The following is a 15,594-nucleotide window of genomic DNA, read 5'->3' on the forward strand; positions in this document are numbered from 1 at the left end:
GCGCCTCAGATCCGGTTCGGGTTGGAGAGGATCACCTGCGTGGCCTCCCCGGCTTTTGTTTCGACCTCGGCGGCGAGCGTCATGTCGGCATTCCAGCCGACACCCTGATAGCTGATCCGGGTCACGACCAGCCAGCGCTGGGCCGGCAGGGCTTCGAACGCGAAGCGACCGGTCGCGTCGCATTGCGTCTTGCGGACCACGCCGTCATGCAGCCGGTCGAGCGCAGCGGCATTGGCGACCCGCCCGCCGGACCGGTGGATCTCGACCCATTCGCGAAAATAGGGCGAAGCCGGCGCGAGATAGACCGTTCCCCCCGAGCAGCGCGCAAGCCAGCCATTCGGCCGGCGCAGGAACCCCTCGCCGGCAATCGACGCGCGGCCCGGCGCACGCCAGGCGGCATGCGCGCCGGCATCGAAGCCGATGCTCTTCTCGACCTCCGGCCGCGCGCAACCGGCAAGCGCCTGCATCGCCAGCACGCCGGCGGCGGCTGGCAGGACATGGGGGCGCGTCAGGGCCGGGGAGCGGCGCATCATGCCTCACTTCGTCGGCTTTTCGCCGACGGCGCTTTCCGGGCGCCAGCCGGCGGCGAGCTTCTTGGCCTGGCCGATCCAGTCGTCGCGCACGGCGCGGCCCCTGAACCCTTCGAGATTCTGATCGACCCAGGCGAGATTGGCGGCGCTCCATCCGGCGATCTGGTCGAAATGGAACACGCCCATCCGGTGGAGCATCGTCTCGAGCTTGGGGCCGACGCCCCAGATCAGCTTGAGATCGTCCGGCCTGCCGTCGCGCGCGGCGGAGAGAAGCGCGGGCTTCGCCGCATCATCGGCGGCGGCAGCCGCGGGTGCCGGCGCAGCGGATTTGGACTGGCCGGCCCTGGATTCCGCAGGCTTGGATTCGGCGGGCTTGGGCTCAGCGGGCTTGGGCGCCGGGACCGGCGCCGGCTGCGCAGCGGCAACCTGCGCGGCTTCCGCCGCGGCCCGCGCGGCAGCTTCCTTGGCGGCCTTCTGGGCGGCGATGCGCTCGTCGAACGCCGCCGTCCAGGCCCCGACGGCGGAGCCGTCGTAAAGGCCGGGCTCGAGCAGCGTTTTCGGACCGCCGAGCGGCTCCGATTTCGCGCGGCCGTTCTGGGGCCCGACCTTGACCGGGCGGCCGGCGGCGAGATCGTCGAGCAGCCGGCCGAAAGTCTCGGGCGTCAGGTCCTCGAAATAATCGTCGTTGATCTGCACCATCGGCGCATTGGTGCAGGCGCCGAGGCATTCGACCTCGAGCCAGGAGAACTTGCCGTCGGCGCTCACCTGGCGCTCCTCGCCGATCCGCGTCTTCAGCACCGCCTTGAGATCCTCCGCGCCCATGCAATGGCACGGAACGGTGCCGCAGAGCTGGATGAAATGCTGGCCCACCGGTTCGAGATTGAACATGGTGTAGAAGGTCGCAACCTCCATCACCCGGATCTTCGGCATGTCGAGCACCTCGGCGACATGCTCGATCGCGGCGCGGGGCAGCCAGCCGCCGGCCTGTTTCTGCGCCTGCCAGAGCAGCGGGATCACGGCCGAGGCCTGGCGGCCGGGCGGATATTTCGCGATCTGCGCGGCGACGAAGGCTCGGTTGGGCTCATCGAACGCGAAGCTGGCCGGCTGAAGGGCATCGGGCGCAAGGCGGCGGACGGACATCGGCTCTTCCTCGAAACGCTGGCCGGCATGCGGCAGTGCAGCGGTCGGACGGGTCTTACCACCCTCGCGGCGCGGGGCAAGTCTGGAAACGCTAAAAGATGCCCGACTTCCGCCTAAGTCGGGGAAGAAGCCCCCGCCCCGTTCCTGCCTCGCCGAGACACGGCAGGATGCCCGGCACCTATCCCGGATTCGCCAGGGGGCGGGCGGGCATGGCACGCCCATTCCGCAACGTGGTTGCCCGCAGGTTAAGCGAATCGCCTCCCGGCGGTGCTCAGCGGTCGACCTCGCCGAACACGATATCGAGCGAGCCGAGAATCGCCGAGACATCGGCGAGCATGTAGCCCTTGCACATGAAATCCATCGCCGAGAGATGGGCGAAGCCCGGCGCGCGCAGCTTGCAGCGATAGGGCTTGTTGGTGCCGTCCGCCACGAGATAGACGCCGAACTCGCCCTTGGGCGCCTCGACCGCAGCGTAGACCTCGCCGGCGGGCACGTGGTAGCCCTCGGTATAGAGCTTGAAATGGTGGATCAGTGCCTCCATCGAGCGCTTCATCTCACCCCGCTTCGGCGGCACGATCTTGCCGTCGAGCGCGGAGATCGGCGTCCGGCCGTCCGGCCCGCGCAGCCTGGCGATGCATTGCTTCATGATGCGGACGGATTGCCGCATCTCCTCCATGCGCAGGCAGTAGCGGTCGTAATTGTCGCCGTTCTTGCCGACCGGAATGTCGAATTCCAGTTCCGAATAGCATTCATAGGGCATGGCGCGGCGCAGGTCCCAGGCGGCGCCGGAGCCGCGTACCATCACGCCCGAGAAACCCCAGGCCCAGGCATCATCGAGATTGACGATGCCGATATCGACATTGCGCTGCTTGAAGATGCGGTTGTCGGTCAGCAGCCCCTCGAGATCGTCGCAGAGCTTCAGGAACGGGTCGCAGAACGCCTCGATATCGTCGATCAGCTCGGCCGGCAGGTCCTGGTGGACGCCGCCCGGCCGCACATAGGCGGCGTGCATGCGTGCGCCCGAGGCCCGCTCGTAGAAGATCATCAGCTTCTCGCGCTCCTCGAAGCCCCAGAGCGGCGGCGTCAGCGCGCCGACATCCATCGCCTGCGTAGTGATGTTGAGCAGATGCGAGAGGATGCGCCCGATCTCGGAATAAAGCACGCGGATCAACTGCCCGCGCTTCGGTACCTCGATGCCGAGTAGCCGCTCCACGGCCAGCGCGAAGGCGTGCTCCTGGTTCATCGGCGCGACGTAGTCGAGCCGGTCGAAATACGGCACCGCCTGAAGATAGGTCTTGGCCTCGATCAGCTTCTCGGTGCCGCGATGGAGGAGCCCGATATGCGGATCGGTGCGGGTGACGACCTCGCCATCAAGCTCCAGCACCAGCCGCAGCACGCCATGCGCCGCCGGGTGTTGCGGCCCGAAATTGATGGTGAAGTTGCGCATGTTCGGCTGTTCGGTCATGGCCCTCACCTCGCGGCCTTCTCGTCGCCCGGCAGCACATAATCCGTGCCTTCCCAGGGCGAGAGGAAATCGAAGTTGCGGAATTCCTGGTTGAGCTTCACCGGTTCGTAGACCACGCGCTTCTCGGTATCGTCGTAGCGCACCTCGACGAAGCCGGTCAGCGGGAAATCCTTGCGCAAGGGGTGGCCCTGGAAGCCGTAATCGGTGAGCAGGCGCCGCAGATCCGGATGGCCGGTGAAGACGATGCCATACATGTCGTAGGCCTCGCGCTCGAACCAGTTCGCGCCGGGAAACACCCCGGTGACCGAGGGCACGCTGTCCTGCTCGCCGGCCTCGACCTTCACCCGCACACGCCGGACATGGCGCGGCGAGAGGAGATGGTAGACGACGTCGAACCGCTTCTCCCGCGCCGGATAATCGGCGCCGCAGATATCGGTGATGTTGAGGAAGGCGCAATCCGGATCATCGCGCAGGAAGGTCGCCACCTCGACGATCGCCTCGGCCTCGGCCTGGAGCGTGAGCTCGCCATAGGCGATCTTGTGGCCGATGACCTTGCCCGGCAAGGCCTTCTCGACATGCGCGGCAAGGAGGGAAAGGGGCTCGGTCATCAGGTCCTCTCCAACGTCATGCCCGGCCTTGCGCCGGGCATCCCGTCCTGGTCTCGTTGTGCTCAGGTCGCGGATCGCGGGGCATTCCCGACCATCCGCCCGAGCCGTCCCTCACCGTTCGATCGTCGCGGTGCGGCGAATCTTCTTCTGGAGCAGCAGCACGCCGTAAAGCAGGGCCTCGGCGGTCGGCGGGCAGCCGGGCACATAGATATCGACCGGCACCACGCGGTCGCAGCCGCGCACCACCGAATAGCTGTAATGGTAATAGCCGCCGCCATTGGCGCAGGAGCCCATGGAGATGACGTAGCGCGGCTCCGGCATCTGGTCGTAGACCTTGCGGAGCGCCGGCGCCATCTTGTTGGTCAGCGTGCCAGCGACGATCATCACGTCGGACTGGCGGGGCGAGCCACGGGGCGCGAAGCCGAAACGCTCGACATCATAGCGCGGCATCGAGAGCTGCATCATCTCGACCGCGCAGCACGCGAGCCCGAAGGTCATCCACATCAGCGAGCCGGTGCGGGCCCAGGCGATGAGATCGTCCGTCGCGGTGACGAGGAACCCCTTGTCCGCGAGTTCGTTGTTGATCTCCGTGAAGAACGGATCGGTCGCCCCGACCGGCTTGCCGGTCGCGGGGTCGAGAATGCCCTTGGGCGCAGGCGCGACGAGCGTGTTCATGATCTCACCGGACGTTCCATCAATCCCACTCGAGCGCGCCCTTCCTCCACTCGTAGACGAAGCTGATCGTCAGCACGGCGAGGAAGATCATCATCGACCAGAAGCCGAATGTCCCGACATCCTGGAGCGCCACCGCCCAGGGAAACAGGAAGGCGACCTCGAGGTCGAAGATGATGAACAGGATCGCGACGAGGTAGAAGCGCACATCGAACTTCATGCGCGCATCGTCGAAGGCGTTGAAGCCGCATTCATAGGCCGAGAGCTTCTCCGGATCCGGGTTCCTGTAGGCAAGCAGGAACGGCGCCACCATGAAGGCGAGCCCGACGACGAGGCTCAGCCCGATGAAGAGCACCAGCGGCAGGTAATCGGCGAGAAGCGTTTGCATGCCCCCCCGATTAATCGAGCCCGCGCCCCGGCGCAAGCGCCGCCTCGTCGCGGCCGGGCGCTTTCCGCGCCCCCCGCCTCATCCTTCCGTTGGAGGGCGCGCGCTGCTCCGGCCCCGCGCCCCCTCGCGCCCCCCCTCGCCCCCCTTGCGCGCACCCGATTCGGATGCCTCAATGGACGGAACAGGGAGGAAATTCATCTTATGGCCAATCAGATCGATCTCGCCGGCCGCGTGGCCGCGATCACCGGCGGCGCGCAGGGAATCGGGCTCGCCATCGCCCGCCGCTTCGTCGCCTCGGGCGCGCGGGTCGCGCTGCTCGATCTCGACCTGCCTCTCGCCGAGGCGGCGGCGCGTGCCCTGAACCAGAACACGATCGCGATCCGGACCGACGTCACGAATTTTGATTCGGTCGCGGGCGCGATCGAAGCGGTCGAGAAGGCGCTCGGCCCGATCGATATCATGGTCAACAATGCCGGGATCGCCGGCATGAACACCTCCGTCGCCGAATACCCGGTCGCGGAATGGCGGCGGATCATGGCGATCAATCTCGACGGCGTGTTCCATGGCTGCAAGGCCGTGGTGCCGGGCATGGTGGCGCGCGGCTATGGCCGCATCGTCAACACCGCCTCGATCGCCGGCAAGGAGGGCAACCCCAACGCGTCGGCCTATTCGGCCTCGAAGGCGGGGGTGATCGCGCTGACGAAATCGCTCGGCAAGGAACTCGCCACCCATGACATCGCGGTGAATTGCATCACGCCCGCCGCCGCGCGCACCGCGATCTTCGAGCAGATGAAGCCGGAATTCATCGAATACATGCTCTCCAAGATCCCGCGCGGCCGCTTCGTCGAGGTCGAGGAGATCGCGAACATGGTCGCCTGGCTCGCGAGCAAGGAGAATTCCTTCACAACCGGCGCGGTGTTCGACCTTTCCGGCGGTCGGGCAACCTATTGAGGCGCGCAGCCGGACGCCGCCGAATCGGGCCGTCATCCGCCCGGTGCAATGCCCAGCAGGCAGGGATCGCCAGGGGAGGAGATATCCGGCACCGGGATATCGGGGAGATGGCGCGGGCGACGGGGCTCGAACCCGCGACCTCCGGCGTGACAGGCCGGCACTCTAACCGACTGAGCTACGCCCGCAACCGGCCGGGGAAGCCCCCCCGGCGAGGCGGCAAGGGTTACGCGAAGCGCCGCTTGCCTGTCAAGCCGCTCCGGCAGGCTTTTCCATTGTCACAGCGCCGGCGTGCCGAGCCGGTATTTCCGGATCTCGGCACCCGAGAGGATGCGGATCTGGTCGTGCGGGATCGATTCGGCGAGGCTGATCAGTTCCTGGCTGCCGCCGACCCGGCTGGCATAGGCGCGCAGCGTCGCGATCTCCTCGCTGCCGGCATAGACCCGCCCAGTACGCGCGCCGCCGCCGGCGGGATCGAGCGCGTAGAGCCGCGCCGACATCCGGTGCACGCCGAGCCGGGCGCCATTGGGCACCACGCGCCGGCGCGCGCCCATCAGCGTATAGACGCAGGCCGAGGCGCATTGCCCCGGCACGACGCCGATGCTGCCGACGCTGACCCGCCGGCCGCGCGGCGCGGCGCCGTTCATCGCCAGCGGCCGTCCGATCACCACCGCCGCGCCGGCATCATGGATCATCGCGCCGAGCTTGAGCGAGGATTCGACATTGCCGCCGGGAGAATTGAGAAACACCACGGCGTGCAGGCCGGGTGTCTGCAATTCCTGGCGCAGGAACCGCGCGAACCGCGCCGGCGCATCCGCCGTGATCTCGCCCTCGGCAATCAGAGCGCGCGGACAGGCCGTCGCATCGCATCGCGCGCCGACGGGAATGGTGGCAAACTCCATGGCGCCGGCCATGCGGCCGGCGGCAAGGACGCCCAGCAGGGCGAGCGCGACAGAAGCGCAACGCGGAAAGAAACGGAAAACGGCACGAGAACGGCAAAGGACACGCGAACGCATGGATCGAAAGACCCCCGACACCAACGCACCGCCTGAACGAGACGGCATGATTATGGTGAACGAACGGTCTTTACGCAACGTTGCCCGCCGCCGCGCGGCGGCGTCCCAAGCAGGGACGCGGGCACCATCGGCGCGGCTGGTGGGCGGTGAGAGGCTCGAACTCCCGACATCCTCGGTGTAAGCGAGGCGCTCTACCAACTGAGCTAACCGCCCGGCCGGTTTGGCCGCTCCGCGAGAATGCGGTAAACACGATCTTCCCGCGCGAGACAAGGCCCGCACGGGAAGAGGCGAGCGCCGGGTGCTGCGACGCCCGGATCCGGGCGCGGGTTCAATGCGCGCGGGCGGCGACCGCATCCTCCTCCTCGGCGCCCGGCTGGGCGCGCGGGCGGGATTCGACCTCCTCGTCCCAGGTGATGGGCTCGGGCTGGCGGAGCAGCGCCCGGCGCAGCACCTCGCCCATGCTCGAAACCGGCACGATCTCGAGCCCGTTCTTCACATTGGCCGGGATATCGGCAAGATCCTTGACGTTCTCCTCGGGGATCAGGACCATGCGGATGCCGCCGCGGAGCGCCGCGAGCAGCTTCTCCTTCAGGCCGCCGATCGGCAGAACCCGGCCGCGCAGCGTCACCTCGCCGGTCATGGCGATGTCGCGCCGCACGGGAATGCCCGTCATCACCGAGACGATCGCCGTCGCCATGGCGATGCCGGCGGAGGGGCCGTCCTTCGGCGTCGCGCCTTCCGGCACATGGACATGGATGTCGCGGCTGTCGAAGAGCGGCGGCTTGATGCCGAACTCGATCGCGCGGCTGCGGACATAGGACGCCGCCGCCGAGATCGATTCCTTCATCACGTCGCGCAGGTTGCCGGTGACGGTCATCTTGCCCTTGCCGGGCATCATGACCCCCTCGATGGTCAGCAATTCGCCGCCGACCTCCGTCCAGGCGAGCCCGGTGACGACGCCCACCTGGTCCTCGGCCTCCACCTCGCCATAGCGGTATTTCGGCGGGCCGAGATAATCCTGCACCTTGGCCTCGTCGATCACCACGCTCCGGACCGGCTGATCGGTGCCGGCCGAGAGCAGGATCTCCTTCACCGCCTTGCGCACGAGATTCGAGATCTCGCGCTCGAGGTTGCGCACGCCCGATTCCCGCGTGTAGCGGCGGACGAGGAATTGCAGCGCCTCGGGCGTGATCGACCATTCCTTGTCGTCAAGCCCGTGCTTCTTGAGCGAATTGGGGATCAGGTGACGGCGGGCGATCTCGGCCTTCTCATCCTCGGTATAGCCGGCGATGCGGATGATCTCCATCCGGTCCATCAGCGGCCCCGGGATGTTGAGCGTGTTCGCCGTCGTCACGAACATGACGTTCGAGAGATCGTAATCGACCTCGAGATAATGGTCGCTGAAGGTGGTGTTCTGCTCGGGATCGAGCACCTCCAGCAGCGCCGAGGACGGATCGCCGCGGAAATCCATGCCCATCTTGTCGATCTCATCGAGCAGGAACAGCGGGTTCGCGGTTTTGGCCTTGCGCAGGGACTGGATGATCTTGCCCGGCATCGAGCCGATATAGGTGCGGCGATGGCCGCGGATCTCGGCCTCGTCGCGCACGCCGCCGAGCGACATCCGCACGAATTCGCGCCCCGTCGATTTCGCGATCGACTTGCCGAGCGAGGTCTTGCCGACGCCGGGCGGGCCGACAAGGCACAGGATCGGCCCCGTGAGCTTGTTGGCGCGGCTCTGCACCGCGAGATATTCGATGATCCGGTCCTTGACCTTCTCGAGGCCGAAATGATCCGCGTCGAGAATCTCCTGCGCGAGGCGGAGATCCTTCTTGATCTTGGATTTCTTGCCCCAGGGCAGCGAGAGGATCCAGTCGAGGTAATTGCGCACCACCGTGGCCTCGGCGGACATCGGCGACATCTGCCGCAGCTTCTTCAGCTCGTGATGCGCCTTGTCGCGCGCCTCCTTGGAGAGCTTGACGCGCGCGATCTTGTCCTCAAGCTCGGCGAGTTCGTCCTTGCCGTCCTCGTCGCCGAGTTCCTTCTGGATCGCCTTGATCTGCTCGTTGAGGTAATATTCGCGCTGGGTTTTCTCCATCTGGCGCTTGACGCGCGTGCGGATGCGCTTCTCGACCTGGAGAACCGAGATCTCGCTCTCCATCAGCCCGAGCACCTTCTCGAGACGCTTCGAGACCTTGAACGCCTCGAGCACGCCCTGCTTGTCGGCGATCTTGACCGCGAGATGCGAGGCGATCGTATCGGCGAGCTTGGAATAATCCTCGATCTGCCCCACCGTCGCGACGATGTCGGGTGAAACCTTCTTGTTGAGCTTGGCATAGCCCTCGAATTCGGTCGTCACCGACCGCGCGAGCGCCTCGGTCTCGACCTTGTCGCCGTAATCCTCGGCGACCACCGTCACCTCCGCCTCGAGGAAGGCCTCGTTCTCCACCGCGCGCAGGCGCTTGGCGCGGCTCACGCCCTCCACCAGCACCTTCACGGTGCCGTCCGGCAGCTTGAGGAGCTGGAGCACGGTGGCGAGGCTGCCGACCTCGTAGATCTGGTCGAGCGAGGGATCGTCATCGGTTGCGTTGAACTGCGTGGCGAGCAGGATGTGCCGCTCGCTCTTCATCACCTCCTCGAGGGCGCGGATCGATTTCTCGCGGCCGACGAAAAGCGGCACGATCATGTGCGGGAACACGACGATATCGCGCAGCGGCAGCACCGGAACCGCCTCGACGGAGCCGGGAACGGGATGCGGACGCTTCTTGTCGGCGCTCATGGGATAGTCCTCTCTTGCGGCACGCCCCGCCGGAAATCACGGCTCCGGATATGGGCACGGCCCCCGGCGCGGCGGCCGGGAATGATGGCGGCATCCGTGCCTCCCCGCTTCTGCGCTGGGAAAGGGCGGGACCCTCGGAGGCGCCCCGCGATGCCTGGTTGAATCCGAACGTGGGGTGGATTCGCCCCCGGTGCAAGGGGCGGCGACGCCGCGGCGCGCATCTTCCACCCTCGCATGATCGTGAAGCCGGGCGGCGCCGCTCCCCGGCTGACGCCCCGGGAGAAACGCCGCGCCGGCTGGGGCGGGCCGAACGGCCGGGCGGCGGCGCTCAGGCGCTCGCCGCCTCCGGCTCTTCCTTGCGCTCGCCGTAGATATAGAGCGGCTTCGCCTTGCCCTCGATGACCTCGGCGCCGACGACCACCTGATCGACCCCGTCGAGGCCCGGAAGGTCGAACATCGTGTCGAGCAGCGTCGCCTCCATGATCGAGCGCAGGCCGCGCGCGCCGGTCTTGCGCTCGATCGCCTTGCGGGCGACGACCGAGAGCGCATCGTCGTTGAAGGTCAGCTCGACATCTTCCATCTCGAACAGGCGCTGATACTGCTTGACCAGCGCGTTCTTCGGCTCGGTCAGGATGCGCTTCAGCGCCTCCTCGTCGAGATCCTCGAGGGTGGCGATCACCGGCAGGCGGCCGATGAATTCCGGGATGAGCCCGAATTTCAGCAGATCCTCCGGCTCGACCTGCCGGAACACATCGCCGACGCGGCGATCATCCGGCGCCTCGACCTTGGCGCCGAAGCCGATCGAGGTGCCCTTGCCGCGCGAGGAGATGATCTTCTCGAGGCCCGCGAAGGCACCGCCGCAGATGAAGAGGATGTTGGTGGTGTCCACCTGCAGGAATTCCTGCTGCGGATGCTTGCGCCCGCCCTGCGGCGGCACCGAGGCGACGGTGCCCTCCATGATCTTGAGCAGTGCCTGCTGGACGCCCTCGCCCGAAACGTCGCGGGTGATGGAGGGATTGTCGGATTTGCGGCTGATCTTGTCGATCTCGTCGATATAGACGATGCCGCGCTGCGCGCGCTCGACATTGTAATCGGCGGCCTGGAGCAGCTTCAGGATGATGTTCTCGACATCCTCGCCGACATAGCCCGCCTCGGTCAGCGTCGTCGCGTCCGCCATGGTGAAGGGCACGTCGAGGATGCGCGCGAGCGTCTGGGCGAGATAGGTCTTGCCGCAGCCGGTGGGGCCGATGAGCAGGATGTTCGACTTCGCGAGTTCGATGTCGTTGTGCTTCGACGCGTGGTTGAGGCGCTTGTAATGGTTGTGCACCGCCACGGCCAGCACGCGCTTGGCGTAGAACTGGCCGATCACGTAATCGTCGAGGATCTTGGCGATCTCCTTCGGGGTCGGCACGCCGTCCTTCGCCTTGACGAGCGTCTTCGATTCCTCGCGGATGATATCCATGCAGAGTTCGACGCATTCGTCGCAGATGAAGACGGTGGGGCCCGCGATCAGCTTGCGCACCTCGTGCTGGCTCTTGCCGCAGAAGGAGCAATAGAGAGTGCTCCTGGAATCGCCGCCGGCTGACTTGCTCATCGCATAACCTCCTCGCCGGGGGGTGCCGCGGGCCTTGGCCGCACGCATTCCGGACAATGGCGCGGCGGACCGCGCCCGAACAATTCCAATACTATCGGCGCCGGGCAACGAAAGAAACGTTAATCGACGCCGGGCCGCCCCCGGTCAACCAAGGGTAATGACTTCATCCCGCGTTGCAAGACACAGACCGCAGATTTCCGGCCCCGCCTGCCCCGATGCGACGCATCGGGTGGCGCAGGCCGTCCCGTCCGCCCCGTTCCGGGACGTGAAGGGGCTCAGAGCGGCTTCGGCGGCTCGGGCTCGTCGAGGCGCTTGGTGAGCACCTGGTCGATCAGGCCGAATTCCTTCGCCATCTCGGCGGTCATGAAATTGTCGCGCTCGAGCGCGCTGTGGATCGTCTCGTAATCGCGGCCGGTATGCTGGACATAGATCTCGTTGAGCCGCTTCTTGAGGCTCTCCACCTCCTTGGCGTGGATCAGGATATCCGTTACCTGGCCCTGATAGCCGCCGGAAGGCTGGTGGACCATGATCCGCGCGTTGGGCAACGCGAAGCGCTGGCCCTTGGCGCCAGCGGTGAGCAGCAGCGAGCCCATCGAGGCCGCCTGCCCCGTGCACAGCGTCGTCACCGGGCAGCGGATGAACTGCATCGTATCGTAGATCGACAGGCCGGAAGTGACGACGCCGCCGGGCGAGTTGATGTAGAGCGAGATCTCCTTCTTCGGGTTCTCCGCCTCGAGAAAGAGCAGCTGCGCGACGACGAGGCTCGCCATCGAATCCTCGACCGGGCCGATCAGGAAGATGATCCGTTCGCGCAGGAGGCGGGAGAAGATGTCGAAGGCGCGTTCGCCGCGGCTCGATTGCTCGACCACCATCGGGACAAGCGAATTGTAGGTCTCAATCGGGTCGCGCATGGCTGCCTCTGCTCGTTGCTCTGGCCGGAACCGGCCGAATCCGTGTCGTGAACTCTTCTGTCAGATAAGCGGCCCCGCCGGCCGTGAAAAGGGGGCAGGCCGGCTCAGCCGCCGGCGCGGAACGCGGCGCGCACGCCCCAGCCCAGGACAAGCCCCCAGAACGCACCGCCGATGCCGAAGGCCGAGAACCCCGAGGCCGTGACGAGAAAGGTCAGCAGCGCCGGCAGCCGCTCCGCCTCGTCCTCGGTCGCGGCCTTGATCGCGCCGCCGAACGCCGCGACGAGCGCGAGCCCGGCCGCCGCCTCGATCAGCGCCGGCGAGGCCGCGAGCACGAGCCGGGCCGCCGCCGCCGCGAGCACGACGAGCAGGATGTAGCCGATGCCGGAGAACACCGCCGCGACATAGCGGCGCGCCGGATCCGGATGCGCGTCGCTCCCCGCGCAGAGCGCCGCGGTGATCGCGGCATAATTGATCGTCGGCGCGCCGAACGGCGCCGTCAGCGCCGAAAGCAGCCCCGTGACCGCGAGCCCCTCGCGCGCCGGATGGCGATAGCCGAAGGTCGCGAGCACCGCGAGGCCGGTGATGTTCTGCGAGGCCATGGTGACGACGAAGAGCGGCAGCGCGAGCGAGAACAGCGCTTCGATCGTGAAGACCGGCAGGACCGGAACCGGCCTCGGCAGCGCGAACCCACCAGAGATGCCCGCCTGCCCGCCCGTCTGCAGGACGATCGCCGCCAGCGCGACCATAACGGCCGCCGGCACCGCCCAGAGCCGCGCGACCCGCAGCATGACCAGCCAGACCGCCAGGATCGCGAAGGCGGTAACCGGCGTCTCGCGCAGGGCGAGGAACGGCGCGAGGCAGAGCTTCAGCAGGATCCCGGCCAGCATCGCATTGGCGATCGATTTCGGGATCGCCGCGACCAGAGCCGCGAGCGGCCGCCAGAACGCCGCCAGCACGATCAGCAGCCCCACCGCGGCGAAGGCGCCGACCGCCGCGCCGAACCCGCCGGCGACCGTCCCCGTGCCCGCGAGCAGCGCCATGCCGGGCGTGGTCCACGCCACCGAGACCGGCATCCCGCTCCGCAGCGAGAGCAGGATCGAGGCGATGCCCATCGCGAGCCCGACGAAAAGCAGCGCCGAGCCGATTTCATCGGCGCCGGCCCCGACCGCCGCGAGCCCCTTGATCACGATCGCGACCGAACTCGCATAGCCAACGATCGCGACGATCAGCCCCTGGATCAGCGCCTGGGCCGAAAAATCCGCCATAAATCCGCGCAAGCCGCCTGCTCCGGCGGCCTTGCCGCGTTCGAGACCGCTCATGCGAAACGATACATGGTCAAGGCTCCGAAAGGAGCGCGCCGCCCCGGAAGGCGGCGCGGGATTGGCCCCGGGATTTCGCGCGGAACCGCGCGAGGATGACCTCGATCATGGCCGCGTCGGCGCGGCCGCGCAAGGCCGGAGCCGGGCGAGCGGATGGCTGCCCGCCTATTCGGCGGCACCCGCCTCCGTGCCGGCAGAGGTTTCGGCCGCCTTCTTGGTTGCCTTCGCCTTCTTCGGCTTCTCCGGCGTGGCCGCTTCGGCAGGCTCGGCATCCGGATCGGCGAACAGCACCTCGCGGCTCACCGGCGTCTCGGCGACATTGGCGATGCCGAGCAGGTAATCGACCACCTTCTCCTCGATCAGCGGCGCACGGAGATCGGCGATCGCTTCCGGGTTCTTGCGGTAATATTCGAAGACCTGCTTCTCCTGGCCCGGGAACTGGCGCGCACGCTCGACGATCGCGTCGGTGATCTCCTTGTCGGTGATCTTGACGCTGATCTTCTCGCCGATCGCGGCGAGGACGAGGCCGAGCCGGACACGCCGCGCCGCGATCTTGCGGTATTCGGCGCGCGTCTCCTCTTCCTCGCCGGGGCCGAAACTCTGGCCGCTGCGCTGCATGTCGGTCATGATCTGCTGCCAGACCACGCTGAATTCCTGCTCGAGCATCGACGGTGGCAGGTCGAAATCATAGACCGCGTCGAGCGCATCGAGCAGGCGGCGCTTGACCTTGAGCCGGGCCTGCTCGTCCAGCTCCTGCTGGAGCGAGGCCCGCAGCGCGTCGCGCAGCTTCTCGACCGTGTCGAGCCCGAAGGATTTCGCGAATTCGTCGTCGATCGCCAGTTCGCCCGGCGCCGCGACCGCCTTCACCGTCACCGCGAACACGGCCTCCTTGCCGGCGAGATCGACGGCCTGATAGGTGTCCGGGAAGCGGACATTCACCTGCCGCTGCTCGCCCTTCCGGGCGCCGACGAGCTGATCCTCGAAGCCGGGGATGAACTGGCCGGAGCCCAGCACGAGATTGACATCTGTGCCGCTGCCGCCGGGGAAGGCCTCGCCCTGCATCGTGCCGACGAAATCGATCGTGACGCGATCCCCGGCCGCGGCCGTCTCCTGGTCGCCCCGCGGCGTGAAGGGCCGGCGGGCGGCGGCCATGCGCTCGATGGCCGAATCGATCTCGCTCTCCTCGACCTTGGCCGTCTCGCGCGTCAGCGCCAGCCCGGTATGATCCTTGATCTCGACCTCCGGCAGGATCTCGAGATCGACCGCGAAATCGAGATCGGCCTCGCCGTTCAGCACCTTCTCGATAACCGCCTGGTCCTCGGGGAAGGTCACTTGCGGCTCGGCCGCAAGGCGCAACTCGTGATCGTCGACGATCTTCTTGTTGGCGTCGTTGACGCTGCTCTGGATCACATCGGCCATCACCGACTTGCCGTAGAGGCGCCGCAGATGCGCGGCCGGCACCTTGCCCGGCCGGAACCCGTTGAGATTGACCTTGCCGCGGAGCTGATCGATCTCGCTGTCGAACCGCTGCCCGAGATCCGCCGCGGGGATGACCACCTTGAACTGACGCTTGAGCCCTTCGGCGAGGGTTTGGGTGACCTGCATGATGAACCTTGATTGCCAATGCCGGGCGTTCCGCCCGCGTCGTTCCGATAAAGCAAGCCCCTTACGAGCATGCCTGTGTTGCCCTATGCGCGCCGCATTCCCGCCCGCCGCCGACCCGGCGGCACGCTCTCCCTCGCAGGGTCCGTCGCGGGCGGCTGGTGCGGGCGAAGGGAATCGAACCCCCACGACTTTCGTCACCGGAACCTAAATCCGGCGCGTCTACCAGTTCCGCCACGCCCGCAAGGGATCTGCGATCCGAAATGATCGCGCGCGCGGCGGGGCCAGACCCCGTCCGCGGCGGCGTCATATCACGGTTTTCGCGCTCCGCAGCAAAAAAATCCGGCTCTCCCGCCGCGCGCGCGGCATCGCGCGGCATGTCGGGCCGCGACGCGCCCCTTGACGCCGCCGCACCGGCCCGGCCATTGCCATGCTCCCCGCCCCGATCCGGATCCGCCATGCGCGCCACTCCCTCCCCGCCCGCAACCGAGCCGCAACCCGCCGCCCCAAGCCGGCGCGCGGCGCCGGCAGAATTCGCGGCCCCAAACCGGCGCGCGGCGCTGGCGGGGCTCGCCGCGCTGCTGGCCGGCGGCATCGCCCCGCCCTCCGCTGCCCGCGCCCAGCC

Annotated in this window: 13 protein-coding genes and 3 tRNA genes; 1 reads left to right on the forward strand and 15 read right to left on the reverse strand. The window is 67.3% G+C overall.

Translation table 11 applies throughout. From position 1 onward, the window contains the following. Positions 1–5: 5 nt before the first annotated feature. The 6 genes from FWJ24_RS08085 to FWJ24_RS08110 form a co-directional block, all read right to left on the reverse strand. Positions 6–533, reverse strand: coding sequence for a peptidase associated/transthyretin-like domain-containing protein (locus tag FWJ24_RS08085; protein WP_150287292.1), 528 nt, complete (start codon positions 531–533; stop codon positions 6–8). A 3-nt stretch (positions 534–536) separates the two neighbouring features. After that, positions 537–1,670, reverse strand: coding sequence for an NADH-quinone oxidoreductase subunit NuoE (gene nuoE, locus FWJ24_RS08090; protein WP_150287293.1), 1,134 nt, complete (start codon positions 1,668–1,670; stop codon positions 537–539). A gap of 271 nt (positions 1,671–1,941) precedes the next feature. After that, on the reverse strand, positions 1,942–3,135 hold the full coding sequence (locus tag FWJ24_RS08095; RefSeq protein WP_150287294.1) for an NADH-quinone oxidoreductase subunit D: 1,194 nt from the start codon (positions 3,133–3,135) through the stop codon (positions 1,942–1,944). A 5-nt stretch (positions 3,136–3,140) separates the two neighbouring features. After that, on the reverse strand, positions 3,141–3,743 hold the full coding sequence (locus FWJ24_RS08100; RefSeq protein WP_150287295.1) for an NADH-quinone oxidoreductase subunit C: 603 nt from the start codon (positions 3,741–3,743) through the stop codon (positions 3,141–3,143). Positions 3,744–3,854: 111 nt separating this feature from the next. Then, positions 3,855–4,418, reverse strand: coding sequence for a NuoB/complex I 20 kDa subunit family protein (locus FWJ24_RS08105; RefSeq protein WP_150287296.1), 564 nt, complete (start codon positions 4,416–4,418; stop codon positions 3,855–3,857). 19 nt (positions 4,419–4,437) lie between these two features. Beyond that, a complete protein-coding gene (locus tag FWJ24_RS08110) occupies positions 4,438–4,803 on the reverse strand; it encodes an NADH-quinone oxidoreductase subunit A (RefSeq protein ID WP_150287297.1) in 366 nt (121 codons plus the stop codon). A 201-nt stretch (positions 4,804–5,004) separates the two neighbouring features. Between FWJ24_RS08110 and FWJ24_RS08115 the strand changes: the two genes are divergently transcribed. Beyond that, positions 5,005–5,754 (forward strand): SDR family NAD(P)-dependent oxidoreductase, encoded by a 750-nt coding sequence (locus FWJ24_RS08115; protein WP_150287298.1) that lies wholly within the window; start codon positions 5,005–5,007, stop codon positions 5,752–5,754. A gap of 108 nt (positions 5,755–5,862) precedes the next feature. On the opposite strand, the gene FWJ24_RS08120 is transcribed toward FWJ24_RS08115, so the two are convergent. The 9 genes from FWJ24_RS08120 to FWJ24_RS08160 form a co-directional block, all read right to left on the reverse strand. Then, positions 5,863–5,939: transfer RNA gene (locus FWJ24_RS08120), tRNA-Asp, on the reverse strand. Positions 5,940–6,029: 90 nt separating this feature from the next. After that, positions 6,030–6,653, reverse strand: coding sequence for a COG3904 family protein (locus FWJ24_RS08125; RefSeq protein WP_150287299.1), 624 nt, complete (start codon positions 6,651–6,653; stop codon positions 6,030–6,032). Between the two features lie 251 nt (positions 6,654–6,904). Next, positions 6,905–6,980 (reverse strand) — tRNA-Val (locus FWJ24_RS08130). Positions 6,981–7,095: 115 nt separating this feature from the next. After that, entirely contained in the window at positions 7,096–9,543 is a 2,448-nt protein-coding gene (lon, locus tag FWJ24_RS08135; RefSeq protein ID WP_150287300.1) for an endopeptidase La, read from the reverse strand. Between the two features lie 328 nt (positions 9,544–9,871). Beyond that, the gene (gene clpX / locus FWJ24_RS08140; protein WP_150287301.1) at positions 9,872–11,137 is read right to left on the reverse strand and encodes an ATP-dependent Clp protease ATP-binding subunit ClpX; all 1,266 of its coding nucleotides are present in this window, start codon (positions 11,135–11,137) and stop codon (positions 9,872–9,874) included. A gap of 275 nt (positions 11,138–11,412) precedes the next feature. Then, positions 11,413–12,048: an ATP-dependent Clp protease proteolytic subunit gene (locus FWJ24_RS08145; protein ID WP_150287302.1), complete on the reverse strand. Its 636-nt coding sequence runs from the start codon at positions 12,046–12,048 to the stop codon at positions 11,413–11,415. Between the two features lie 104 nt (positions 12,049–12,152). After that, entirely contained in the window at positions 12,153–13,313 is a 1,161-nt protein-coding gene (locus tag FWJ24_RS08150) for a benzoate/H(+) symporter BenE family transporter (RefSeq protein WP_150287303.1), read from the reverse strand. A 219-nt stretch (positions 13,314–13,532) separates the two neighbouring features. Beyond that, positions 13,533–14,972, reverse strand: coding sequence for a trigger factor (gene tig, locus FWJ24_RS08155; protein WP_150287304.1), 1,440 nt, complete (start codon positions 14,970–14,972; stop codon positions 13,533–13,535). Positions 14,973–15,128: 156 nt separating this feature from the next. Further along, positions 15,129–15,213: transfer RNA gene (locus FWJ24_RS08160), tRNA-Leu, on the reverse strand. Positions 15,214–15,594 lie beyond the last annotated feature (381 nt).

It is taken from the genome of Rhabdaerophilum calidifontis (genome assembly GCF_008641065.1).
Taxonomy (GTDB): domain Bacteria; phylum Pseudomonadota; class Alphaproteobacteria; order Rhizobiales; family Beijerinckiaceae; genus Rhabdaerophilum; species Rhabdaerophilum calidifontis.

Bases quoted from the DNA above. Each gene is read 5' to 3' on its own strand.
- FWJ24_RS08085 (WP_150287292.1), bottom strand. From the start codon at position 533: ATGATGCGCCGCTCCCCGGCCCTGACGCGCCCCCATGTCCTGCCAGCC.
- nuoE (WP_150287293.1), bottom strand. From the start codon at position 1,670: ATGTCCGTCCGCCGCCTTGCGCCCGATGCCCTTCAGCCGGCCAGCTTC.
- FWJ24_RS08095 (WP_150287294.1), bottom strand. From the start codon at position 3,135: ATGACCGAACAGCCGAACATGCGCAACTTCACCATCAATTTCGGGCCG.
- FWJ24_RS08100 (WP_150287295.1), bottom strand. From the start codon at position 3,743: ATGACCGAGCCCCTTTCCCTCCTTGCCGCGCATGTCGAGAAGGCCTTG.
- FWJ24_RS08105 (WP_150287296.1), bottom strand. From the start codon at position 4,418: ATGAACACGCTCGTCGCGCCTGCGCCCAAGGGCATTCTCGACCCCGCG.
- FWJ24_RS08110 (WP_150287297.1), bottom strand. From the start codon at position 4,803: ATGCAAACGCTTCTCGCCGATTACCTGCCGCTGGTGCTCTTCATCGGG.
- FWJ24_RS08115 (WP_150287298.1), top strand. From the start codon at position 5,005: ATGGCCAATCAGATCGATCTCGCCGGCCGCGTGGCCGCGATCACCGGC.
- FWJ24_RS08125 (WP_150287299.1), bottom strand. From the start codon at position 6,653: ATGGAGTTTGCCACCATTCCCGTCGGCGCGCGATGCGATGCGACGGCC.
- lon (WP_150287300.1), bottom strand. From the start codon at position 9,543: ATGAGCGCCGACAAGAAGCGTCCGCATCCCGTTCCCGGCTCCGTCGAG.
- clpX (WP_150287301.1), bottom strand. From the start codon at position 11,137: ATGAGCAAGTCAGCCGGCGGCGATTCCAGGAGCACTCTCTATTGCTCC.
- FWJ24_RS08145 (WP_150287302.1), bottom strand. From the start codon at position 12,048: ATGCGCGACCCGATTGAGACCTACAATTCGCTTGTCCCGATGGTGGTC.
- FWJ24_RS08150 (WP_150287303.1), bottom strand. From the start codon at position 13,313: ATGGCGGATTTTTCGGCCCAGGCGCTGATCCAGGGGCTGATCGTCGCG.
- tig (WP_150287304.1), bottom strand. From the start codon at position 14,972: ATGCAGGTCACCCAAACCCTCGCCGAAGGGCTCAAGCGTCAGTTCAAG.